The organism is Nonomuraea diastatica, assembly GCF_004349015.1.
Taxonomy (GTDB): Bacteria; Actinomycetota; Actinomycetes; order Streptosporangiales; family Streptosporangiaceae; genus Nonomuraea; species Nonomuraea diastatica.
In genome coordinates, this window is the sequence record NZ_SMKP01000138.1 from 1 (window position 1) to 22,105 (window position 22,105).

Below are 22,105 nucleotides of genomic sequence, written 5' to 3' on the forward strand. Positions count from 1 at the left end.
GTCCGGCTCCCAGGCAGCCGGCCCCCGTGCGGATCCCCTGGGCCCGGTTCCCGAGCAACCCGCCCCCGTGCGGATCTCCCGAGCCGACCCTCCGTGCGGAGCTTCCGCGCCAGCCCGATTCCACCCCTGCTCACGGCCCTCACGGTCCGATCGAGCCGGGGCCTTTCTCCTGCGGCGAGCGAGCCCGCTCGCCCTCCCCTGCCTGGACGCCCGTGCGTCCGGACCACTGAAGACAACGACTCTGTGAGAGGTGTGGCCCTATGACCCGCGAGCTGAGGGGTGCCCGTTACGGGGCGGTCCTCACCTTTGTCCTTGCCGGCCTGATGGTGGGCACGATGACCGTGCGCATCCCCGCCCTGACCGACAAGCTGGCCCTGTCCGAGGCCATGGTCGGGACGATCCTGCTGGTGTGGGGCCTGGGCGCCCTGGTGACCATGCAGTCCATGCGGCGCGTCATGGCCCGCGCGGGCAGCAGGGCGGTTCTGCGGATCAGCGGCCCGCTGACGGCACTCGGCCTGGTGGCCGTGGCCCTCGCTCCCGGCCTGCCGCTGCTGCTGGTGGCCGTGGCGCTCTTCGGCATGGCCTTCGGCGTCATGGACGTCGCCATGAACGCCCAGGGCTCCACCGTCGAACGGGCCTACGGCCGGCCGCTGATGAACGGCATGCACGCCGGCTGGTGCGTCGGCGCCATCTCCGCCGGGGCCCTGGGCAGCCTGGCCATCGCCGCCGGCCTGCCGTTCACCGCCAACGTGGCGCTGGTCGGCCTGGCCGTGCTGCCCGTCACCGTGCTGATCGGCCGTACGCACCTGCCCGAGCCCCCGTCCACCGGCACCGAGCCGGCGGGCCGGCGCCGCATGCCGCCGGTCGTCTACCTGCTCGGCGCGATCATGTTCTTCGCGTTCATGGTCGAGGGCACGGTCGCCGACTGGAACGGCCTCTACATGCGTAACGAGCTCGGCGCCCCCGAAGCACTGGCGGCGCTCGGCTACCCCGTCTTCGAGACCGGCATGCTGGCCGCCCGGCTGACCGGCGACCGGCTGCGGGCCAGGTTCGGGGTGCGCGGCATGCTGACCGTCTCCGGGGTGGCCACGGCGGGCTTCTTCGCGGTCGTGCTGGTCGCGCCCGCGGCACTGGTGGCGGTGGCGGCGATGTTCTTCGTCGGGCTCGGCGTGGCGACGATCTCGCCCCTGACGTTGTCACTGGCCGGCACCGTGACGGACACGCCGGGGCCGGCGATCGCCCAGGCGGGGGCCATGGGGTACGCGGGCCTGCTGCTCGGGCCGGTGGTGATCGGCTTCCTGTCGGACTCCACCTCCCTGCGTACGGCGCTCGGCGTCGCCGTCGTCCTGGGCGTGCTGATCGCGCTGGCCTCCCGCCTGCTCCCGCGCGAGGAGCCCGCCCCGGTCACCCCGCTGCCCGTCAGAAAACCCGCCGAAGCCGCCGCCTGAGTGGCAGGCTCGTACGATGAGCCTTGACCGCAGCGTCCCCTTCGACGTCGAGGCGTACGTGGCCCGGGTGACGTCGAGCCCCTGCTTCATCTGCGCCATCGTCGCCGGAGACCCCGCCTACGCCGCCGAGCAGATCGTCTACGAGGACGACCACCACCTGGCCTTCCTGGCCCGCTACCCCACCATGCCCGGCTACCTGCTGGTGAGCCCCAAGCGGCACATCGAGCACGTCGTGCGCGACCTCGGCGAGGACGCCTACCTCGAGCTCATGCGGGTGGTCAGGAAGGTGGCGCTGGCCGTGGAGTCGGTGGTGCCGTCGGAGCGGACGTACCTGCTCTCGCTGGGTAGCCGGCAGGGCAACGCGCACCTGCACTGGCACGTGGCCCCGCTGCCGCCCGGCACGCCGTACGACGAGCAGCAGTATCACGCGCTCATGGCCGAGAACGGCACGATCCCGTGGACGCAGGAGCAGGCCGAGGAGCTGGCGGCCCGCCTCAGGCGGGCGCTGGCGTGACTGGGAGTTCTCTGTGGATCCCGGCGGGAGCGCCGCACACCCGCACGTGGCGGCGCTTTCGCTCACAGAGAACTCACAGATTCGCTCAGAACGCCTCCAACCAGGCACCGCAGGCTGGATCGCATGATTCAGCTCAACGCACTGACCAAACGTTACGGTGACGTGGTCGCCGTGGACGATCTCACCGTCACCGTACGGCCCGGCCTCGTCACCGGCTTCCTGGGCCCGAACGGCGCGGGCAAGACCGCGACGATGCGCATGATCCTCGGCCTCGACCTGCCCACGTCGGGCTCCGCCACGATCGACGGCCGCCCGCACCACGAGCTGCCGAGCCCGCTGCGCGTGATCGGGTCGATGCTGGACGCGCAGGCCGTGCATCCGCAGCGCACCGCCTACAAGCACCTGCTCTACCTGGCGCAGAGCAACTCCATCCCGGCCGGCCGGGTCGCCGAGGTGCTCGACCTGGCCGGGCTCGCCGATGTGGCGGGCCGGAAGGCGGGCGGGTTCTCGCTCGGCATGAGCCAGCGGCTGGGCATCGCGGCCGCCCTGCTGGGCGACCCGCCGGTGGTGGTGCTCGACGAGCCGGTCAACGGCCTCGATCCCGAAGGGGTCCGGTGGATCCGCACGCTGATCCGCGGCCTGGCCGCCGAGGGGCGTACGGTGCTGGTCTCCAGTCACCTGATGAGCGAGATGGCCGTGACCGCCGACCGGCTGGTGGTCATCGGCAAGGGCCGGCTCATCGCCGAGGCGGAGATCGGTGAGTTCACCGAGACCGGCTCGACCGTGCTCGTCCGTACGCCGGAGGCCGCCGCCTTCTCCCGGCGGCTGGAGCTGTCGGGCGCGCACGTGCAAGCGGGTGACGACGACGAGCTGCTGGTCACCGGCATGACTGCGCCCGACGTGGGGCGTCTGGCCGCCGCGGAGGGCGTGCCGCTGTTCGAGCTCACTCAGCGGCGCGTGTCTCTGGAGGACGCGTTCATGGAGCTCACCCGCGACAGCGTCGAGTACGGAGCGGCCCGGTGATCGGCACAGGAGTCCTCAGGGCGGAGTGGACGAAGTTCAGCAGCATCAGGGCCACCATGGTGCTGGCGCCGGCGAGCGTCGCCGTCGCGGGAATGTTGGGGTGGCTGTTCGGCAACGCCACGGCCGGGGACTACGCCGTGGCCACGGCCCAGGAACGGCTCGACTTCCAGCCGCTGGAGATGGGCATGCGCGGGCTGTACATCGTGCAGGTGCTGATCGCGGCGCTGGGCGTCCTGATCGTCTCGTCCGAGCATGGTGGGGGCACCATGCGGGCCAGCCTGGCCGCCGTCGGCAGGCGCGGCCACCTGCTCGCCGCCAAGGCGGGCCTGACGGTCATGACCGCGCTGCCGGTGAGCGTGGCCTCGGTGTGGCTGATGTACGTGACCAGCCAGAGCACGCTGGCGGCGGGCGGGGCGTCGCACATGACGCCCGGGGAGCCGGCCGTGCTGCGGATGTTGCTGGCCGGGCCGTTGGTGCTCACGGCGCTGGCGCTGTTCGGGTTGTCGCTCGGTTTCCTGCTGCGCGGCACCGCCCCCGCCGTCAACGTCAGCACCGCGTTCCTCCTGCTCCCCCTCTTCGCCACGATCGCGCCCGACTTCATGAACGGCCTTCTCGAGGTCTACTGGCCGAACGTCGCCGCGCTCCAGGTTGTCTCGGGGGCGTCGCCGTTGCCGGCGTGGGCGGGATACGGGCTGCTGGCCGGGTTCGTGGCGGCCATGCTGGGCGCGGCGTTCGTACACTTCGGGAACCACGATGCCTGACCCGCGATGGTAGGAGGTGCGTCACGTGGGCGAACGGCTGCTCGTGATCGACGACGAGCCGACGGTCAAGGAGCTGCTGTCGGCGACGCTGCGCTTCGCCGGCTTCACCGTGACCTCGGCGGAGACGGGGGCGCAGGCGCTGGAGGCGGCCAGGCGCGATCCGCCCGATCTGGTGCTGCTCGACGTGATGCTGCCCGACCTGGACGGCTTCGAGGTCATCCGCAGGTTGCGCGGCCTGCCCAGGGCCGGCGGCCGGCCGGGCCCTGTGCCGGTGTTGTTCCTGACGGCCCGTGACACCGCGGCCGACAAGATCAACGGGCTCCGGCTGGGCGGCGACGACTACGTGACCAAGCCGTTCGACCTGGAGGAGCTGCTGGCCCGCATCAGAGCCATTCTCCGGCGTACGGGCGTGATCGCCGACGACCGGACACTGGTCGTCGGCGATCTCGAACTGGATCCCGACGGCCACCAGGTCACCAGGGCGGGGCGGTCCGTACGCCTGTCGCCGACGGAGTTCAGGCTGCTGCACCACCTGGTGCTCAACACGGGGCGGGTGCTGCCGAAACCGGAGATCCTGCAGCAGGTGTGGCGCTACGACTTCGCCGGCGACACCAGCATCGTCGACACCTACGTCAGCTATCTGCGCCGCAAGCTCGACACCGGCGGGCCGAAGCTGATCCACACCGTGCACGGCGTCGGCTACGTGCTGCGCGAGCCGAGGCGGTGATCGGGCGCGGGACGTTCGGGCGGCTGTCGTTGCGCGCCCGGCTGCTGGCCATCGCGGTCGCGCTGCTCGTCGTCGGCCTGGTGACGATGAGCTCGATCGTGGTGCGGGAGCTGAGACAGCACCTCCTGGGCCGCGTCGACGCGCAACTCGCCCCGATCAGTTTGGTGATCTCCGCCATCCCGCCCGGCCACGTCGACACGATCCAGCGAGAGGTCGCCGAATCGCCGCTCGGCCTCTGGCAGTCCGACTCGGCCGAGCTGGGCGTCGAGCGGCTCGACCTGATCAGGAAGGGGCTCGGGCAGCTCGACCTGACCGAGACGGGTTACGCGGTCTACCTGTCGGCCGACGGCGCCGTGAGCCGCAGGCTGGGCCAGGCGGAGGGGCCCGAACTGCCCCGGCTGACCGCCGCCGTCGCGACGGCCCGCGCGGGTGAGCCGTTCACGGTGGCCGACGCGGATGGCGCGGAGTGGCGGGTGGTGGTGCGGCCGTACGCCGCCGCGGGTGGGGGCGGCTCATCCACCGTCGTGATGGCCGCGTCGCTCGACGCCACGAATGCGACGGTCAGCAGGGTCAGGCTCGCATGCCTGGTCGGGGGATCGATGTTGCTGGCCGTGCTCGCGCTGGCGGGCGGGTTCTCGATCAGGGCGGGGCTCGCCCCGCTGCGCCGTGTGGAGGAGACCGCGGCGGCCATCGCCGACGGCGACCTGACCAGGCGTGTTTCCGAGCCCGCCACCCCGAACACGGAACTCGGGCGTCTGGCGCACTCGCTCAACAAGATGCTCGCCCAGATCGAGCAGGGGGTCGCGGCGAAGGTGGAGTCCGAGGCACGCATGCGCCGGTTCGTCGCGGACGTCAGTCACGAGCTGCGCACCCCGCTGTTCGGCATCAAGGGCTTCTCGGAGCTGTACCGCATGGGCGGCACGGAGGCCGAGCCGGCGCTGGCCCGCATCGAGAGCGAGTCGGGACGGCTGGCAAGGCTGGTGGAGGACCTGCTGCTGCTCGCCGGGCTCGACGAGGCCGACGGCCCCGCGCTCGACCTCACACCGATGGACCTGCGCACCCTTGCCGCCGACGCCCGGCACGACTTCGCCGCGCTCGACCCGTCCAGGCCCATCGCCTTCACCGGGCCGGACGGAGGTGCGGCGGCGAGCGCCCCCGTGCTGGGCGACGAGGCCCGGCTGCGGCAGGTGGTCAGCAACCTCGTCGGCAATGCCGTCACCCACACGCCGCCGGGCACGCCGGTCAGGGTCAGCGTCGGCACACAGGTCGGCACGGAGGGGGCCGAGGCGGTGCTGGTCATCTCGGACGAGGGTCCCGGGCTGACGGCTGAGGAGGTGGAGCGGGTGTTCGACCGCTTCTACCGGGCGGACGGCTCACGGGCGCGGGCGACCGGCGGGGCGGGGCTCGGGCTGGCCATCGTGCGCTCCATCGTCACCGCCCACGGGGGCCGCGTGGAGGTGCGCTCCGCGCCCGGCGAGGGAGCGGCCTTCCACGTACGCCTCCCCGCCCTCCGGGGCGGTGACCCCCACGCCGGCCACCGGTAAAGGGCGGCGCCGCACGATCCGGCGCCGCCCTTTCGCCGAGCCCTCGGCCTACTTGCGCTTGGTGACCTCTTCGGTGAGCTGCGGGACGACCTGGTGCAGGTCGCCGACGACGCCGTAGTCGGCCAGCTCGAAGATCGGCGCCTCAGGGTCCTTGTTGATCGCGATGATGGTCTTCGCGGTCTGCATGCCCGCCCGGTGCTGGATCGCGCCCGAGATGCCGGCCGCGATGTAGAGCTGCGGCGACACCGTCTTGCCCGTCTGCCCCACCTGGAACTGGTGTGGATACCAGCCGGCGTCGGTGGCGGCGCGGGACGCGCCGACGGCGGCGCCGAGCGCGTCGGCCAGGCCCTCGATGACCGAGAAGCTCTCGGCCGAGCCCACGCCGCGCCCGCCGGAGACCACGATCGCGGCCTCCGTCAGCTCGGGCCTGGCGCCCTTCTGCTGCTTGACCCGCTCGACGACGCGGGCCGACCTGGCGGCGTCGGTCAGCGCGACCGTCACCTCCTCCTCGGCGCCGGCGCCCGGGGCGGTCTCGGGAGCGGTGGAGTTGGGGCGTACGGCGACGATGGGCGTGCCCCTGCGCACCCGGGAGTGCACGTTGACGCCGCCGCCGAAGATGGACTGGTCGGCCACGAAGCCCTCCCCCAGGCCCACGGCGTCGGTGATGACGCCGGAGTCGGTCTTGACGGCCAGCCGGCCGGCGACCTCCTTGCCTTCGGCCGTGGCGGCCACGAGCACGGCGGCGGGTGACTTGGCGGCCACGAGCTGGGCCAGCAGCTCGGCCTTGGGCGCCACCACGTGGTCGACGATGTCGCTCGAACTTGCGACGTAGATCGTCTCCGCGCCGTATTCGGCGAGCCTGGCCTTGGCCTCGGGCGTGATGCCCGGACCCGCCCAGACGGCGGCGGGCGTGCCCAGCGAGCGGGCCAGGGTCAGCAGCTCCAGCGTGACCTTCTTGACCTCGCCTTCGGCCTGCTCGACGAGAACGAGAATTTCCGACATATCAGGTGTTCTCTCCCGTGCTCAGATGAACTTCTTGGAGGCCAGGAACTCGGCGGCCTTCGCGCCGCCGTCGCCCTCGTCCTTGACGATCGTGCCGGCGGCGCGGGGCGGCGCGGCAGCGAAGTCGACGACCTCGGACCAGGCGGCGGTCAGGCCGACCTGGGAGGGGTCGATGGAGGCGTCGCCGATGGCCAGCGTCTCGACCGGCTTCTTCTTGGCCGCCATGATGCCCTTGAACGACGGGTAGCGCGGCTCGTTGATCTTCTCGACCACGGACACGACGGCCGGCAGCGTGGCCTCGACCCGGTCGTAGCCGTAGTCGGTGATGCGCTGGATCGTGATCGACGTGCCGTCGACGTCGACCTTGTTGGCCAGCGTCAGCTGCGCCACGCCGAGGCGCTCCGCCAGCATGGCGGCGAGCACGCCGGTGCGCGCGTCGGTGGACTCGGAGCCCAGGACGACCAGGTCGAAACCGATCTTGTTGAGCGCCTGCGCCATCGCGTACGAGGTGGACAGCGCGTCGGAGCCGTGGAGCGCGTCGTCGCTGAGGTGGACGGCCTTGTCGGCTCCCATGGCCAGCGCCTTGCGGATGGTCTCGGTGGCCTTGCCGGGGCCCATGGTGAGCACGGTCACCTCGCCACCGTGGCCTTCCTTGAGCTTCAGTGCCTCCTCGACCGCGTATTCGTCGAGCTCGTTGACCACGCCGTCGGCGGCGTCGCGGTCGAGCGTGTTGTCATCGGACCGCAGCTTGCGCTCGGTCGCCGTGTCGGGGACCTGCTTCACGCAGACGACGATGTTCATGGCCGGTGGCCGACCTCCCGTGTTCGCGTGCGCCACCGCCTCGCTGCGGTGGGCGCCGAATGCAATGCTGTCCAGACTGCCAGGTGCCCGCCGGGCTCCCGACAGAGGGCCCGACAGTGGGCATGGCCTGACGCTATGTTACCCATGAGTAGCCGGAGTGCAACCGCCGGGTGAAGGCGGCCGGCGGGAGGGTCCCGCCGGCCCCACCATACCGAACTTCATTCTGTTGGTACCTCCCGCCCCTTCGCGGCGGGGTTCAGGCCGACAGCAGGAACACGATCCCCACCACCAGGGCCGTGCCCGCGAACAAGGCCAGGGTGAACGTGCTGAACACCGCCGCCAGCCCGAAACAGAGCCCGACCGCCCCCGCCACACTGACCATATCCGTGACGACGCGGCGCCGCCGGTAGAGGGCGCGCGAGAAGAGCGCCACCCCGGCGTCGGACACCACACCCAGCGCGTACGCGGCCAGCAGGAAGAGCGCAACCTCGGGCAGCGTCTCCTGGGCGGCGGCGGCCAGCAGCGCCACGAACAGCCCTGAGCCGATCACCCACCGCCTGCGCACCTTCTCCCTGTGCCGCGCCCTCGACTCCTCCGCCGACCGCTGATGGCGCTCCTTGCCCGGCCGCCACTCCCTCGTGCTCGTGTCGTCGGCGTCCGAGCGCGGACGTGCCGGTTGGGCGAAGACGCGCGGCACATGGGAGACGGGCGCCACATCGAGCCTGGCACAGATCTGCGCGGCCGTCGGCCGCGCAGCAGGGTCGGTGGACAGGCACTCAGCTAACAGCGGCTCCAGCCAGCCGGGCACACCCTCCAGGTCGGGCGCGTGGTGCACGACCCGGTAGGCGACCGCCGACGCGGGGCCCTGCCCGTACGGCTGCCGCCCGGTCGCCGCGTAGGCCAGCGTCGCCCCGAAGGAGAACACGTCGGCCTCAGGGCCCGCGTTCTTGCCCTCCAGCACCTCGGGAGCGAGGTAGCCGGGCGTGCCCACCACCGCGCCCGAGGCCGTGACGGACAACGAGTCGAGGGCGCTGGCGATGCCGAAGTCGATGACGACCGGCTCGCCCTCGGTCATCATCACGTTGGCCGGTTTGAGATCGCGGTGCACCACGCCCGACTCGTGCATGGCGAGCAGCGCGTCGGCCAGCCCGTCGGCCAGCCGGCGAAGGTCGGCGACGGGCACGGGCACCGCGCTGAGCGGCCGGCCCTGGACGTAGCGGGTCACCAGGTAGGGGCGGGCACCCTCGAGCGAGGCGTCCAGCACCTCCGCCACGTGCGGCCCGCCGACCGCGCGCATGGTCTCGACCTCGCGCGCCAGCCTCGCCAGCGCGCCGCCGTCGGCCGCGACATGCGGATGCAGCACCTTGACGGCGACCGTGCGGCCCTCGGCGTCGAGCGCCAGGTGCACCTCGCCGAATCCACCGGCCCCGAGCCGGGAGAGGAGCTCATACGGACCGAGCTTGTCGCCCATACTTCTTCTCTCCCCTCGAGAGCCCGCGGGGACACTCAGTTCCAGGGAGTAAGGAACCCCAGCCCGAGCCCGTCGAGCAAGCTGTCGACCATCCCGGTGATCAGACCGACCGTGGTCTGCCTGGCGTCGCTCGCCAGGTCTTCGATCACGGTCTCCGGTGCCCGCCACGGTGTCCACACCGCGTCCTGGCCCAGCGCGAACATCACCGCGAACAACGCCGCCGTGCCCATCAGCACGACCGCGACCAGCGCGGCTCCCGGGCTGCGCAGCACACCGGTGAGCGTGCGGGTGACGGCCTTGCGCGGCGCGCCGCCGCCGGGCAACACGAACAGGCCCGCCGCGAACGCGCCCGCGGCGTAGGACGCCGCCACGTTGACGCTCATCTGGCCCACCCAGTGGAGCAGGCCCCAGACGCACACGCCGAACAGCAGCGCCAGCGGCACGTGCACCGCCGACACGAGCGCGGACTTGACCAGCGCCCACGGCGTGCCCACCACCACGAGCCACGGGTCGGCCGCGCTGCTCCCCCGCACCTGGCGCCGCTTGACCAGGTCGCCGAAGAGGTATTCGCCGATGCGCAGCACCAGCACGATCACGACGGCGATCGCGCCCACCATGACCGGCATCATCACGGTCAGCGCGACCAGGGTGACGAGCATGAGCAGCCCCACGAACTGGCTGCCGAAGAGATATTTCTTCCGCTCGGACGGCGGGGTGTATTTCCGCGGCTCGGGCGGCGGTGTATAGGGCCTGACCTGCGCCGGTGAAGTGGGCCGCGGCGCGGCGTAGCCCGCCACGTGTTGGTCGGCACGCTGCGCGGGAGGCCTGGCGGAAACCGGCGCGGGCACGTAGGGCGGCGGCCGCTCGTCACGTCGCGGCGGCGCCTCCTCACGCCGTGCAGGCGGCTCCGCACGCCGCTGGGGCGCCGGCGGCGCGTCGTACTCGACCGGCGGCAGCAGATCGGAGAACGTGTCCATGGTCCGTGTACGGTCGCCCATGCGCTTGGTGCCCGTGGGGCCGTCGAACGAGGCCTCGTTGAACGCGGTCACCGACGGGTCGAGCGCCTTGGCCATCCGCAGCAACTCGTGCGCGTCGGGCCGGGCCGACGGGTCGACCTGCAGCGCGCGGGTGAGCCAGCCGCGCAACCACGCGGGCGCCTTGTCGATCTGCGCCCGCCCTTCCATGATGTTGAAGCAGACCGCCTCGAACGTGCCCGTGCCGAACGGCGGCGCCCCCGTCGCGGCGAAGAACACCGTCGAGGCCATCGCGTGCACGTCGGCCGCCTGGGTGATCTCGGAGTCACGGATGATCTCGGGCGCGAGATAGCCGGGCGTGCCGACGAACATGCCGGTCTGGGTGAGCCTGGTGGCGTTCACCAGGTGGGCGATGCCGAAGTCGATGACCAGCGGCTCGCCGTCGACGAGCATCACGTTGGACGGCTTGAAGTCGCGGTGGATCACGTCGGCCGCGTGGATGGCCACCAGCGCCCTGCAGAGCCCCTGGGCGAGCCTGATGAGGTCGCGCGCCGCCAGGGGGCCCTCGGCCAGGACGGTGTCCTCCAGCGTGCGGCCGGGCGCGAAGCGGGTGACGACATAGGGCTGGCCGCCGACGAGCTCGGCGTCGATCACCTCGGCCACGTGCGGGCTGCGCACCCGGCGCATGGTCTCGACCTCGCGGGTCAGCCGGTCGCGTGCCTTGAGGTCGGCGGCCACGTGCGGATGGAGCACCTTGATCGCGACCTCGCGGCCGTCACCGTCGAGACCGAGGTGGACGACCCCCATGCCGCCTTCGCCGATCTTCCTGACCAGCCGGTATGGGCCGAGGCGCTCTGGTGCCTGGGTGTTCATCGCCACCTTCCCCGCGTCATCCTCCGGAATTCCCCCTCAGACTTTCGAGCTGCTTCACCACTGGATCGACGTTCAGCGGAGTCCATACGGCCCCCCTAGGCTTGTCCCCGAACGTGCCGTAAGCGAGGATCAGCGAGAGCGCGGCACCCGCCGCGAGAACTCCAGCCATCACCATCGCCGCTGTTCTCGAGGGTACGAGCGATGAGAGCGTTCTGCGCATCTGCTTCCCTGGCCCTTCCACCCCTGGACCCGCGCAGACGGTCCATAGGGCGATCGCGGCGCCCCACGCCAGGGCGTAGGACGGGTCCATCCTGGCGACCACGGTGAGCAGCAGCGTCACCGGCAATCCCAGGATGACGGCGTAGAGCAGCAGGGCGAGCGTGATGCCCGCCGATTTGCCGAGTTCTTTGGGGTAGGAGAGCACCCTGACCACGTCGAGCGCCGCCGCGCCCGCGGCACGGCGCGCCATCAGCGCGGGCTGCGCGAGGTCGGCCGCCCGCAGCAGCACCGCGATTGGGATCGCCAGGACCGCCACCAGCACGGGCGCGAGCACGGCCGCCACGATCATGAGGACGAGCAGCATGGCGCTCGCCACGCCGTAGGCCCTGGAACGCTGCAGCACATTGCCCGGAGACACGGCCGGGATGAAGGGCTCACGTTTCGTGGGGCCCGGCTGGTAGTGCTGCTGTGCCGGGATGTAGGGCGGCGGCTGCGCCGGCGTGGGCCCCGGCCTGACGTAGTCGTGGCCGGGGCCGGACCGGCCAGGACCTGCCCCTCCACTGGGCCTGCCGTCGGGGCCCGGACCCGTGCCGGGCCTGGCCTCGGCGGGCGGGCCGGCGGTGAGCCCGCGGAACTCGGGTGAGTCGGGCCGCACCCGCCTGGTGGGCACGTCGGCCTCACCCGGCGGCACGTTGCGGGCGCCCGGCTGCGCCTGCCAGGGCTGCGACACCCCGCTCTCACGCTGGATCCTGCGCAGCTCCTCCGGCGACACCCTGCGGGTCGGCCAGGGGTCGGGCTGGTTGGGCAGGAGCGAGACGTACTGCTGATCCTGCGGTGGCGGGGTGACCGGGTGGTCCTGGCTCTCGAGCAGCCGCCGCGGCGTCACCGGCGGCGTGGACACGTCGTGGGGCGGCTTGTCGGCCGGGGGCGGCTGGACCGGAAGGCCGGCCGGAGACGTGCCGGGCCGCGGCAGGGTGGAGAGCTCGTCGGGCGCGCCGCCCCGCGGCGGCCGGGGCATCATCCTGGCGGTCTGCTCGGCCAGGTCGGCCGCCTTGGGGCGCTTGGCCGGATTGCGCTGGAAGGCCGCCTTGAGCAGCGGCTGCAGCGTCTCCGGGGCGGCGCTGATGTCGGCCTTACCCGCCGTGATGTTGTAGAAGACCATCTCCAGCGTGCCCTTGCCGAAGGGCGGCTGGCCCGTCGCGGCGAACAGCAGCGTGCCCGCCCACGCGTGGATGTCGACCTCGGGGCCGGCCTCCTGACCCTCGATGATCTCGGGCGCGAGATAGCCGGGCGTGCCGATGAACATGCCGGTCTGCGTCAGCCGCGTCGCGTCGACCGCCTGCGCGATGCCGAAGTCGATCAGCACGGGCTCGCCGTCGAGGATCAGCACGTTGCCCGGCTTGAGGTCGCGGTGGATCACCCCCACCGAGTGCACCACGGCCAGCGCCGACGCCACCCCGTTCGCGACCTTGACCAGCGCGGGCAGGTCGAGCGGGCCGTCGTCCTTGACGATCTCGTCGAGGGGACGGCCGGGCACGTAGCGGGTGACGATGTAGGGGCGATGGCCGGTCACGTCGGCGTCGAGCACCTCGGCGATGTATTTGCTCCGCACCCTGCGCATGGTCTCGACCTCGCGCGAAAGCCGCCGCCTGGCGACCTCGTCGCCGGCGACCTCCCCGCGCAGGACCTTGACCGCCACCTGGCGCCCCTGCGGGTCGGCAGCGAGGTGGACAACGCCCATCCCGCCTTCACCGAGCCGCCTGAGCAACCGGTAAGGGCCAAGTCGGTCATCGTTCATGGCATGAAGCACCATATCGGCTTAGTCCCCGCCCACGAGATGAACCATGAGGCCACATTCCCACTCGTACAACGTCCGGAAAGGGCTCATCGGTTTCCCATCCAACGGTCTCAAATCGGCTTCAGTTTGTGTCAACCGGCCAGCGAGAGAACCTCGGCCCCCTTCAGCCCGGCCAGCCCGGCCCCGGAGACGGCCAGCTTCGACCTGCGCGCACCGCTTCCGATCACCACCCTCGGGTGCTCTGCGACATGCGTGTCCACCAGGATCGGCCAATCCTCCGGCAGCCCCAATGGCGTGATGCCGCCGTATTCCATGCCGGTCAGCTCGACCGCGTCCGCCATCGGCGCGAAACTCGCCTTCCTGGCGTCGAGATGCCTGCGCACGACGCCGTTCACGTCGGCTCGCATCGTCGCGAGCACCATGCAGGCGGCGTAGCGGATCTCACCGCCTCGTCTGGCGGCCACCACCACGCAGTTGGCCGACTCGTCGAGCCGCACGGAGTAGCGCTCGCAGAACGCCGCCGTGTCGGCCAGATCGGGGTCGATCCCGGCCACTTCGACGCCCTCCACGTGCGGGACGGCCCGCGCCACCGGATCGGCAAGGAGGTCGATCCGTTCGGTCGCGGGCACCCAGTGCAAGCTCATCCCATCTCCTCGATCGCTTCTCCTTGGACCCTAACCCGGGTGTCGGAGCAGCGTGCGACGTCACGGGGACTGCAGCACTCGCTGGTGCAGCAGCGTGACGACACTGCGGGCGGACTCCATGGCCCCCGCCTGCCAGGCGATCAGATGGGTGAGCCAGTCGCCCGCGAAGTAAACCCTTCCGGCGGGGCGTTGCAGAAAAGTGAAGGACGAATCAAAGGACGGCCAGCGCACCCAGCCGCCCTGGATGTGCTCCTGTCGCTCCCACGCGATGGAGACGCTGGACAGGAGGTTCTGGCGGTACTTCTCGCCGTGGATCTTCTTGCCCTGGGTGAGCGCCCTGCGCCTGCGGTCGTCGGGGGTGAGTGCTCCGTACAGCTCGGCGTCGCGCTCGGCGTTGTAGTAGCCGACCAGGAGGCCGCGTTCGGCGTGGTAGTCGTGGGACGGGTACCAGATGTGGGTGATGTCGAGGTCCGTCTCCGTCACGCCACCGTAGATGTGGTCCTCCAGCTCCCACCAGCGTCTGCCGTACTCCAGGCCGATCTTTCCCGCGGCGACCGGGACCGGTGTCTTGAGCGCCGTGGTGACCTGGGCTCCGAGATTGTGCGGGATCTTCGCGAGGATGTGCGGCGGGAGAGTGGCGATGCAGTAGTCGGCCTTGACGCTGCCGCCGGTCCAGACGACCTCGACGCCGTCGTCCAGGGTGGTGATCTTGGTGACCTTGGCGCCCGTCGTGATGGTGTCCTCGCCCACCGCCTCCACCAGCCTGGTGACGATCGCGTCCATGCCGCCGACGGGCTGGAACATGGGGGTGGCCTGGTCGAAGCCGAAGTTGTTGGTGATGGCGCGGCCGGTGCCCGCGGCGAGGATCTGGTGGAGGGAGCCGGGGGCGTCGAGGATGACACCACCGTCTATTGCCGGAAATTTCGTGAAACCGCGGCGCGACGAGCCTTCATATTCCAGCCTGGGGCCCAGGTCACCGAACCTCCTGAGGAAATCGAGCAGGCGTTCCTGGTCGTCCTTCGTGATGGCCTTGTCCAGTGCGCCGCCATTTGTGGCTTTAGCCAACATTTCCGCGACATATCCATACATGTCGGCTCGGGCGGTGCGCGCCCGCATCGTCCGCCCGTTGGTGTGCACGTACGCGGCGGCGTTGTCGTTGACGAAGGTCTCGATCGGGATGCCCAGCTCGCGGCAGTAGTCGAGGGTCACCATCCACGGGGCGATCCTGGCGGGGCCCGCGTTGAAGTAGACGCCCTCGCCGAGCGCCACCTCCTGCGCCGGGCCGTTCAGCTCGCCGAGGCGGTCGCCGCCGCGCAGCGTGAGGTTCCGCCCGCCGGCCTTCTCCCTGGCCTCCAGCAGCGTGCAGTCATAACCGGCCTTGCCCAGCTCGTACGCCGCCGTCAGCCCCGCCACCCCCGCGCCGATGATCACGACCTTGGCCGTGCCCTTGCCGCGCAGGGTGAAGTCGCCCGGCCTGGGTGCCACGTAATCCTTGGACTGCTCCGAGGGCGCCAGCCCTAACGCGCCCATGGCCGCGTACATGGCGCCCGCGCCGCCCACCGCGCCGATCCCGACGAGCAGCCCACGCCGGGTCAGCGCCGCGCCTTCCACGTCACCCGCCCCCTACACCCGATCCCGGGGTTTCGCCGTCACTCTGGTCACCTTCGCCTCAGCCGTACGGTCCGCTGCCGCAGGCGACCTGGCCGCCGATGGTGGCGAAGATGCCGAACAGCGCCATGATCTGGGTGAAGTCGTCGGTGGTGAACTCCGTGTGACGCGACCCCGCGGACTTCACACCGGGGATGAGCGCCACAGCGGCGGCTATGGCGGTGGAGTTCCACTCCACCCCGAGCGTGTACGGCGCCGCCACCTCATATGGCGTGAAGTCGCTCAACCTGCCGAGCGCCCGCGCCGTGGCCTCACGGATCCTTGCCTGTGCGACGCTCGGCGCCAGCAGCTCGGCCGAGAACTTGTCGATCCCCTTCTTCACCACGACCGTCTCGACGTCGCCGAGCAGCTCGCGCGCCTCCTCGCCGACGGCCTCGTCCCCCGTCACCACCGCGACCGGCACCCCGTGGAACCCGGCGCACGCGGCGACGAGCCGGGTCTCCCCGCACAGCTCGCCGTTGAGGTAGACGTTCTGGATCTCCTTGCCCATCCAGGTGTGGTTCAGCACGCCGTCCTGCACGCCGGCGCGGGCGTGATAGCCCACGAAACAGGCGGCCTGGAACGACCCGTCGAGCCCCTGCGCCATCCGCTGTGCCTTGCCCGGCCCCCGGATGAGGCTGGCCCGGGGATCGAGCAGGTCGATCCGGAGGTTCTTGGTGGACCCGTGGGCGTCGTTGACCCGCACGCTGACCGCCCCCGCGTCGAACGCGCCCTCGACGGCGGCGTTGGCGTCGGCGGTCATCAGCTCGCAGCCGCGCTCGTAGCCGCGCTTGCCCGCGTGCATCTCCTCGGGGTCCGTCAACCCCGTCACGCCTTCCATGTCCACCGACAGATAGACCTTCACGTGCCCTGCTCCTTCATCGCTCCACGCCTGCCCGGCCACCCGCCATAACGTTGTGACGGTGTCGTCAGGAACCCCAGGTCTCCACCCGCCGCACCTCATCCTCCGTCATGAGCCCGACGTTCGCCTCGATGTACGCGGCCGCCTCGGCACGCCACCGCGCCGGGATCTCGTCGAGGGCCGGCGGGTAGCAGTGGTCCAGCCAGCTCGTGGACTCCTCCGTGGCGTCGAAATAGTCGAGCGCTCCGGCGAAGAGGGTGTGCTCGATGCCGGGGACGCGCGCCAGCCCGTACTCGACCATCTCCTGGCCGCCGTAGGGCGGCTTCTTGAGCCACGACCGGGCGGCGCGGTGCGCGGCGGTCATGGGGGTGTCGAGCGGGCGGCGCTCGACGGCGGCCTGGATGAGCTCCTTGTAGAGACACTTGCCGCAGGTGCGGCACGGCCCGTCGCTGCCGCGCAGGCACCAGCGCACGTACTTCTTCAGATGGGAGTCGAGGGCCAGGCGCATGGTGACCGCCTCGCTCACGCCGCCCACGGGCAGCACGATGTGCACGCCCGCCGCCGCGAACAACCTGCCCCATCTGCCGTGCGGCGCCCACATGGGGTTGTCAGGCGTGTAGCGCAACACGTAGCGATCACCGCCTAGCCAGCGTGAACCGAGTTCATAGCCGAAGGCCAGCCCGCCCAGGTTCAGCTGCTCGGCCAGGAGCAGCGCGCCCACCGCCACCGCGTGGTGCTCCGGATAGCCGGGACGCGGCTCGGCGAGGGTGTACTCCAGGTCGGAGGTGACCGTGGACAACTCGCGGCCTGTCCGCTCGGCGAGCCTGGCCAGCACGTCGGACCGGTAGTGGGGCCAGCGGTTGGGGACCCGCCGGTGCGTCACCCGCTGGAAGTGCACGAACGGCGCCTCCGGGAACATGGCGGCCGCCGCGACGGAGTCGGCTCCGCCGCTGTACGAGATCGCGAGCCTGGCCCCTGGCCTGCGCGGCTCCGCCCCTACAGGTCCCGCCTCGATCCCCCAGCCGGCGTGCAGGGCCTCGGCCAGCTCCGCCGATACGGCCCGGTCGAAGGAGATGCGCCGGCGGGTCCACGGCGCCACGACCGTCCAGGCGGCGAGGGCGAAGAGATCGGGGTGGGCGTCGTCGGGGACGCCGCCGACGGAGCAGGAGTTGATGGCGAGTTTGATGGGGTGCTCGTCGGAGGCCTTGCCGGTGATCTCGTCGTCCGGGTCGAGGCGGAACGTCAGATCCGCGCCGGTCCAGGTCACGCGCACGGCTGCTCCTCGGAACGCCCCCGTGCCCGCTCGTCCGCCGCCCGGCCGCCCGCCCGGCCGCCCGCTGGGGCGTCTCCCCGGGGCAGGCGGGTACGCAGGTCGTCGATGGCCTGCCAGACGAGGACCTCGTTCTGGAGCACTCCGTCCAGCGCCTTGGCCGTCTCCTGAGCGAGCCGGTGGGCGTCGTCGGCCCTGTTGCCGGCCGCCGGCGGGCGCGCGTTCCGCAGCCGCTCCACCTCGCCCTGGAGGGTCACCATCTCCCGCCGCAGGGTCTGGACCTCCCAGAGCGCGTCCCTGATGTCCTGGCGGTGATCGGCGATGGAGATGTAACGGGAGTCGAACCACGTACGCACGGCCTTGCGCAGCCGGGCAGGGACGGGAACGCGCATCATGAAACGCCACCATAGTGGCAAACCACCGCTGCGACGGACGAAGCTACCGAGGGGTTATCAGCCGCCCCGGCAGCTGCCTCCAGTTTGCGGTGACATGTCCAGAAGAGCGCTATCGCCCGGTGAATTTGGGCTTGGACTTCTCGGCGAACGCACGCATGCCGATCTTGGCGTCGTCGGTGGCGAAGAGGCCGGAGAACTGCAGCCGCTCGATCTCGAGACCGGTGTCGAGGTCGACCTCCAACCCCTGGTCAACGGCCTGCTTGGCGGCGCGGAGCGCGACCGTGGGGCCGCCGACGAAGGTGGCGGCCCATTCGAGGGCGGCGGTGTAGACCTGCTCGTCGGGCACCACCCGGTCGACCAGGCCCATCGCGAGGGCCTCGGAGGCGGGCACGTGGCGGCCCGTGAAGATCAGATCTTTCGCTCGGGCCGGGCCGACCAGGCGGGGCAGGCGCTGGGTGCCGCCCGCGCCGGGGATGATGCCGAGCAGGATCTCGGGCTGCCCCAGCTTGGCCGACTCTCCGGCGACCCGGAAGTCGGCACAGAGGGCGAGCTCGCAGCCGCCGCCCAGGGCGTAGCCGGTGATGGCGGCGATGACCGGCTTGCCGATGCGGGTGACCGCGGTGAAGCAGGCCTGGAGCATACGGGAATGAGTGGACATGTCGGCATAGGACATGTCGGCCATCTCTTTGATGTCGGCGCCCGCCGCGAAGACCTTCTCGCCTCCGTAGATGATCACCGCCTGCACCTGCGGGTCGGCGTCGACGAGGCCGGCGGCCTCGCCGATCTCCTGCTGGACCTGGCCGTTGAGGGCGTTCATCTTCGGACGGTCAAGACGGATCGTGGCGATCTGGTCGGCCACCTCGACGCTCACAAACTCACCCATACGTCGAACCTAACAGAGCGGATCCACGGCTCCCCGCTGCCTTCCCGCACGTTCCTCACCGCGCCGTCTTCGACGCCACCTCCCATGCACCACCCCGACGCACCGCCTTCGACGCGCCATCTCCAATGCACCACCTCCGAACGCACCGCCTTCGACGCGCCGCCTTCCCCGCCGCCGTCAGCCCGCCGCCGTCAGCCCGCCGCCGTCAGCGGGCCGCCGTCAGCGGGCCGCCGCGGACTTCACCTCCTCGGCGGTCCTCTTGCTGCGGGACACCCGTACGAGTGCGGCGGACAGGCGGGCCAGTTCGTCGCCGGAGCGGGCCAGCCGGGCCAGGGAGCGCTCCTGGCGTGGCAGCCCGACGTTGGCCGCGCCGTCCAGCACCTTCTTGTCCAGGTGCGGCGCGACCTGGGACCAGACGGCCTGGACCTCGCGCAGGAAGATGTCCGCGCCGGTCGACCCGATGCCGGGGAACTCCGTCAGCAGGCCGGCGATCCCGCGCGGATCTCCGCCCGCCTCGTCGCGCAGGCGGCGCAGGTCGCCCCTCCACCGGTCGAGGAGCAGTTCGGCCCCCTGGCCCAGCATGGTGGCGGTGCGCTCGTCGTAGCGGCGGTAGTGGCCGCGGCCCAGCGCGTCCACCCGGTCCTGCCAGGTCGCCTCCCGCATGGCCTTCGGCGTGGAGTACCCGGCCGCGAACAACTCCCGGGCGGCCGCCACCGCCACGTCCCCCGAGATCCGCGCGCTGAGCAGGGTGGACAGGACAAGCAGTTGGTAGAGCGGTCTCGGCTGGTCGGCCAGCTTGATTCCGGCCTCGCTCGCGAACGTGCGGCCGTACCGGTCGAGCAGCACGTCCATCACGGCTTTGTCGGTCTTGGTCATGAGCGTCCGCTACCCGCGACCCCTACGGGCATGCCGGGCCGCCGGGTTCGGGGCGGAGGCCGACCCGGGTTTGGGGCGGAGGCCGGAGGGGAGGCGAAGGTTTCGCGAGCGAAAAGGAGTCTGTTGTGCTGACACTGACAGACAACGCCGTTGAGGCGATCCGCGACCTCATGATCGGGGAGGACGTGCCCGCCGACGCCGGCCTGCGCATCGCCCCGAAGACCGACGAGGCGGGAACACTCGAAGTCACCCTGGTGAGCACCCCGTACGCGGGCGACCAGGTTGTGGAGAAGGGAGACGTACGCGTCTTCGTGTCGGAGGACGCGGCGCCGATCCTGGACGACAAGGCGCTGGACGCCCAGCAGAGCGTTCCAGGACAGCCGACGTTCAGCCTGGGCCGGCGCGCCTGACCGTACATCGCGGGGAGGAGGAACTTCCCTTGCCCCAGGCTCGCGCCCGGACGTCCGTCCGGGCGTTTCTGGTTCAGCGCAGCACTTCGAGGCTGTACACCACGTCTGACACCCGGGTTCGGTTCGATCGAGATGGTGTGGACCCGGGGCAGGAAGGTCTACCGAGGGCGGCCGGTCTGAGCGTGCGGCATCGAGACGACGTACTTGCCGCGGGTGTGCTGGGCGGCGGCCAGGTCCTGCAGGGCCCGCCCGGCCTCGGCGAACGGGTAACGGCGGCTGATCATGTCGCCGAGTGTCCCGTCGAGCGCGCGGGCGGCGAGCGTGGGGAAGGTGCCGGGGCGCAGGCTGGGAGGGCCGTTGACGACCCGTACGGTGAGGTCGTCCCTGCCCAGGGAGCCGTGGCCGAGCGAGCCGAGCGTCGTGGTGATCAGGCGGCCGCCGGGGCGGAGCGCCTTGACCGCCTCGGTGAGCCGCTCGCCGTCGAGCACCAGGTTGACGATGGCGTCGACGCCGCCGGGGTGCAGGCGCAGGGTCTCCTCGACGACGTCGCATGTCAGGTAGTCGATCGTGGCGGACGCGCCGAGAGCGCGCGCGTAGCCGGCGTGCTCGGGGATGGCGGTGGCGATGACCTCGGCCTGCTTCTCCATGGCCAGCAGGGGCACGGCGATGCTCCCGATGCCGCCTGTCGCGCCGATGACCAGCACCCGCTCGCCGGGCAGGAACGCGCCGTCCTCCAGGGCCACCGCGGCTGTCATGCCGGTGCTCGCCAGCGCCGCGGCGGTCTCGGGCGCGAGCCCTTCCGGCCTCGTGGCGACGTAAGGGCCTTCGGCCTGGAAGGTCGCATATTCGGCGAGCGCGCCCGAGGTGACCGCGGTCAGTCCGAAGCGCTCGGCGTACGAGGGCGGGGCGCCGAACCCGAACACCTCGTCGCCCGTCGCGAAGGAGGTCACGCCGGGGCCGAGCCCTGTGACCGTGCCCGCGAAGTCGGTGCCGGGGACGTAGGGGAAGCGGAGCCCGAAGCTGTCCTTGATGGCCCCGCTCGTGAGCATCAGGTCGGCGGGGTTGAGCGAGGCCGCCGCGACCTTCACCAGGATCTGGCCGGGGCGCGGCTCGGGAATCGGCAGGTCCTCGATCTGGAGCAGACCGGGCGGGCCGTAGTCCTTGGCGACCAGTGCCTTCATCATGGGCGCATTCCTCCACAGCGCAATAATCGGAGAAATTTTCTCCGCTTTCCAGACGTTATGCTGCTGTGGAGAGCCACGTCAAGCGATCTCCAGCACACGAGAGGCGGCCAGCCGATATGCGCGCGCCGGGCCAACTGAGAGCGGACGCACAACGCAACCGGGAGCTGATCATCGACACGGCCAGGGAGGTGTTCGCCGAGCAGGGCCCCGGCGCCACGATGGACGAGGTCGCACGGCTCGCCGGCGTGGGGGCGGGCACGCTCTACCGGCACTTCCCCGACCGCGACAGCCTGATCCACGCCGTGCTGGCCGACGCCCTCGAACGCATGATCGCGCTCGCGCAGAAGGCGCGCGAGGAGGAGACCTGGGCGTGGGACGCGCTCAGCCGGTTCGTGCGCGGCTGCGCCGGCCTACGGCTCGACCTGCTCATCTCGGTCGCGGGGGCGCAGGTGCACCGCGTGGCCGGCACGCCCGAGATCAACGAGGGCCGCGTGCGCCTGCTGGAGGTCCTCGACCAGATCGTGAGCGCCGCCCATGACGAGGGGGCGCTGCGCACCGACGTCGGCACGGGCGACGTCATGGGGGTCGTCGGCCTGCTCGTCCGCGGGCTGCCCACCCTGCCCGCCGCCCTGGGCGACGAGCTGCGGGAGCGGGCGGTGCGCCTGGTGCTCGCCGGCATGCGCGCCCACCCGGCGCCCTCCCCGCCCGAGCAGCCGCTGACGGCGGAAGAGCTGACCCGGCGCTTCTCCGCCGAGCGCGAGAGCTGAGCCTCTCGGCGG

General features: G+C 71.3%; 21 protein-coding genes. 8 read left to right on the forward strand and 13 right to left on the reverse strand.

The window, feature by feature from the left end:
- The first annotated feature begins 260 nt into the window (after nucleotides 1-260).
- The 6 genes from E1294_RS36235 to E1294_RS36260 all read left to right on the forward strand — a co-directional run bounded on the left by E1294_RS36235 (nucleotide 261) and on the right by E1294_RS36260 (nucleotide 6,017).
- Nucleotides 261-1,448 carry an MFS transporter gene (locus tag E1294_RS36235; RefSeq protein WP_132515489.1) on the forward strand — a complete coding sequence of 396 codons (1,188 nt, stop codon included), beginning with the start codon at nucleotides 261-263 and terminating at the stop codon, nucleotides 1,446-1,448.
- Nucleotides 1,449-1,464: 16 nt separating this feature from the next.
- The gene (locus E1294_RS36240; RefSeq protein WP_132515490.1) at nucleotides 1,465-1,962 is read left to right on the forward strand and encodes an HIT family protein; all 498 of its coding nucleotides are present in this window, start codon (nucleotides 1,465-1,467) and stop codon (nucleotides 1,960-1,962) included.
- A gap of 123 nt (nucleotides 1,963-2,085) precedes the next feature.
- A complete protein-coding gene (locus tag E1294_RS36245) occupies nucleotides 2,086-2,985 on the forward strand; it encodes an ATP-binding cassette domain-containing protein (protein WP_132515491.1) in 900 nt (299 codons plus the stop codon).
- Nucleotides 2,982-3,746, forward strand: coding sequence for a hypothetical protein (locus tag E1294_RS36250; RefSeq protein ID WP_132515492.1), 765 nt, complete (start codon nucleotides 2,982-2,984; stop codon nucleotides 3,744-3,746). Before E1294_RS36245 ends, E1294_RS36250 begins: the two co-directional genes overlap by 4 nt.
- Nucleotides 3,747-3,771: 25 nt before the next feature.
- Nucleotides 3,772-4,473, forward strand: coding sequence for a response regulator transcription factor (locus E1294_RS36255; protein ID WP_132515493.1), 702 nt, complete (start codon nucleotides 3,772-3,774; stop codon nucleotides 4,471-4,473).
- The gene (locus tag E1294_RS36260; protein WP_220448123.1) at nucleotides 4,470-6,017 is read left to right on the forward strand and encodes a sensor histidine kinase; all 1,548 of its coding nucleotides are present in this window, start codon (nucleotides 4,470-4,472) and stop codon (nucleotides 6,015-6,017) included. Before E1294_RS36255 ends, E1294_RS36260 begins: the two co-directional genes overlap by 4 nt.
- A 48-nt stretch (nucleotides 6,018-6,065) precedes the next feature.
- On the opposite strand, the gene E1294_RS36265 is transcribed toward E1294_RS36260, so the two are convergent.
- The 12 genes from E1294_RS36265 to E1294_RS36320 all read right to left on the reverse strand — a co-directional run bounded on the left by E1294_RS36265 (nucleotide 6,066) and on the right by E1294_RS36320 (nucleotide 19,732).
- Nucleotides 6,066-7,019, reverse strand: a complete 954-nt coding sequence (locus tag E1294_RS36265) for an electron transfer flavoprotein subunit alpha/FixB family protein (protein ID WP_132515494.1) — start codon at nucleotides 7,017-7,019, stop codon at nucleotides 6,066-6,068.
- 21 nt (nucleotides 7,020-7,040) lie between these two features.
- Nucleotides 7,041-7,820 carry an electron transfer flavoprotein subunit beta/FixA family protein gene (locus tag E1294_RS36270; protein WP_132515495.1) on the reverse strand — a complete coding sequence of 260 codons (780 nt, stop codon included), beginning with the start codon at nucleotides 7,818-7,820 and terminating at the stop codon, nucleotides 7,041-7,043.
- Nucleotides 7,821-8,076: 256 nt separating this feature from the next.
- The gene (locus tag E1294_RS36275) at nucleotides 8,077-9,291 is read right to left on the reverse strand and encodes a serine/threonine-protein kinase (protein WP_132515496.1); all 1,215 of its coding nucleotides are present in this window, start codon (nucleotides 9,289-9,291) and stop codon (nucleotides 8,077-8,079) included.
- A gap of 35 nt (nucleotides 9,292-9,326) precedes the next feature.
- Complete coding sequence (locus tag E1294_RS36280) at nucleotides 9,327-11,138, reverse strand: serine/threonine-protein kinase (protein ID WP_132515497.1); 1,812 nt, start codon at nucleotides 11,136-11,138, stop codon at nucleotides 9,327-9,329.
- Nucleotides 11,139-11,154: 16 nt separating this feature from the next.
- Complete coding sequence (locus E1294_RS36285) at nucleotides 11,155-13,155, reverse strand: serine/threonine-protein kinase (protein WP_132515498.1); 2,001 nt, start codon at nucleotides 13,153-13,155, stop codon at nucleotides 11,155-11,157.
- Nucleotides 13,156-13,286: 131 nt separating this feature from the next.
- Nucleotides 13,287-13,799 carry a YbaK/EbsC family protein gene (locus tag E1294_RS36290; protein ID WP_132515499.1) on the reverse strand — a complete coding sequence of 171 codons (513 nt, stop codon included), beginning with the start codon at nucleotides 13,797-13,799 and terminating at the stop codon, nucleotides 13,287-13,289.
- 60 nt (nucleotides 13,800-13,859) lie between these two features.
- Complete coding sequence (locus E1294_RS36295; RefSeq protein WP_246083546.1) at nucleotides 13,860-15,410, reverse strand: flavin monoamine oxidase family protein; 1,551 nt, start codon at nucleotides 15,408-15,410, stop codon at nucleotides 13,860-13,862.
- 58 nt (nucleotides 15,411-15,468) lie between these two features.
- On the reverse strand, nucleotides 15,469-16,311 hold the full coding sequence (locus tag E1294_RS36300; protein WP_132515500.1) for a M55 family metallopeptidase: 843 nt from the start codon (nucleotides 16,309-16,311) through the stop codon (nucleotides 15,469-15,471).
- Nucleotides 16,312-16,375: 64 nt separating this feature from the next.
- Nucleotides 16,376-17,581, reverse strand: a complete 1,206-nt coding sequence (locus E1294_RS36305; protein ID WP_132515501.1) for a DUF6395 domain-containing protein — start codon at nucleotides 17,579-17,581, stop codon at nucleotides 16,376-16,378.
- Nucleotides 17,572-17,973, reverse strand: a complete 402-nt coding sequence (locus E1294_RS36310; RefSeq protein ID WP_181958613.1) for a hypothetical protein — start codon at nucleotides 17,971-17,973, stop codon at nucleotides 17,572-17,574. The genes E1294_RS36305 and E1294_RS36310 overlap by 10 nt, the downstream gene beginning before the upstream one ends.
- A 109-nt stretch (nucleotides 17,974-18,082) precedes the next feature.
- Nucleotides 18,083-18,856 carry an enoyl-CoA hydratase/isomerase family protein gene (locus tag E1294_RS36315; protein ID WP_132515502.1) on the reverse strand — a complete coding sequence of 258 codons (774 nt, stop codon included), beginning with the start codon at nucleotides 18,854-18,856 and terminating at the stop codon, nucleotides 18,083-18,085.
- Nucleotides 18,857-19,075: 219 nt separating this feature from the next.
- Nucleotides 19,076-19,732 (reverse strand): endonuclease, encoded by a 657-nt coding sequence (locus E1294_RS36320; RefSeq protein ID WP_220448124.1) that lies wholly within the window; start codon nucleotides 19,730-19,732, stop codon nucleotides 19,076-19,078.
- Nucleotides 19,733-19,857: 125 nt separating this feature from the next.
- Here E1294_RS36320 and E1294_RS36325 point away from each other — a divergent pair, with 125 nt between their 5' ends.
- Nucleotides 19,858-20,142, forward strand: a complete 285-nt coding sequence (locus E1294_RS36325) for a HesB/YadR/YfhF-family protein (protein WP_132515503.1) — start codon at nucleotides 19,858-19,860, stop codon at nucleotides 20,140-20,142.
- A 158-nt stretch (nucleotides 20,143-20,300) separates the two neighbouring features.
- Here the strand turns inward: E1294_RS36325 and E1294_RS36330 are convergent, their stop codons facing one another.
- The gene (locus tag E1294_RS36330; RefSeq protein WP_132515504.1) at nucleotides 20,301-21,326 is read right to left on the reverse strand and encodes an NADP-dependent oxidoreductase; all 1,026 of its coding nucleotides are present in this window, start codon (nucleotides 21,324-21,326) and stop codon (nucleotides 20,301-20,303) included.
- A 116-nt stretch (nucleotides 21,327-21,442) separates the two neighbouring features.
- Between E1294_RS36330 and E1294_RS36335 the strand changes: the two genes are divergently transcribed.
- Nucleotides 21,443-22,093, forward strand: coding sequence for a TetR/AcrR family transcriptional regulator (locus E1294_RS36335; protein WP_132515505.1), 651 nt, complete (start codon nucleotides 21,443-21,445; stop codon nucleotides 22,091-22,093).
- Nucleotides 22,094-22,105 lie beyond the last annotated feature (12 nt).

Coding starts and splice junctions, on each gene's coding strand:
- E1294_RS36235 (WP_132515489.1), top strand. CDS start 261: ATGACCCGCGAGCTGAGGGGTGCCCGTTACGGGGCGGTCCTCACCTTT.
- E1294_RS36240 (WP_132515490.1), top strand. CDS start 1,465: ATGAGCCTTGACCGCAGCGTCCCCTTCGACGTCGAGGCGTACGTGGCC.
- E1294_RS36245 (WP_132515491.1), top strand. CDS start 2,086: ATGATTCAGCTCAACGCACTGACCAAACGTTACGGTGACGTGGTCGCC.
- E1294_RS36265 (WP_132515494.1), bottom strand. CDS start 7,019: ATGTCGGAAATTCTCGTTCTCGTCGAGCAGGCCGAAGGCGAGGTCAAG.
- E1294_RS36270 (WP_132515495.1), bottom strand. CDS start 7,820: ATGAACATCGTCGTCTGCGTGAAGCAGGTCCCCGACACGGCGACCGAG.
- E1294_RS36275 (WP_132515496.1), bottom strand. CDS start 9,291: ATGGGCGACAAGCTCGGTCCGTATGAGCTCCTCTCCCGGCTCGGGGCC.
- E1294_RS36280 (WP_132515497.1), bottom strand. CDS start 11,138: ATGAACACCCAGGCACCAGAGCGCCTCGGCCCATACCGGCTGGTCAGG.
- E1294_RS36285 (WP_132515498.1), bottom strand. CDS start 13,155: ATGAACGATGACCGACTTGGCCCTTACCGGTTGCTCAGGCGGCTCGGT.
- E1294_RS36290 (WP_132515499.1), bottom strand. CDS start 13,799: ATGAGCTTGCACTGGGTGCCCGCGACCGAACGGATCGACCTCCTTGCC.
- E1294_RS36310 (WP_181958613.1), bottom strand. CDS start 17,973: ATGATGCGCGTTCCCGTCCCTGCCCGGCTGCGCAAGGCCGTGCGTACG.
- E1294_RS36315 (WP_132515502.1), bottom strand. CDS start 18,856: ATGGGTGAGTTTGTGAGCGTCGAGGTGGCCGACCAGATCGCCACGATC.
- E1294_RS36320 (WP_220448124.1), bottom strand. CDS start 19,732: ATGACCAAGACCGACAAAGCCGTGATGGACGTGCTGCTCGACCGGTAC.
- E1294_RS36330 (WP_132515504.1), bottom strand. CDS start 21,326: ATGATGAAGGCACTGGTCGCCAAGGACTACGGCCCGCCCGGTCTGCTC.
- E1294_RS36335 (WP_132515505.1), top strand. CDS start 21,443: ATGCGCGCGCCGGGCCAACTGAGAGCGGACGCACAACGCAACCGGGAG.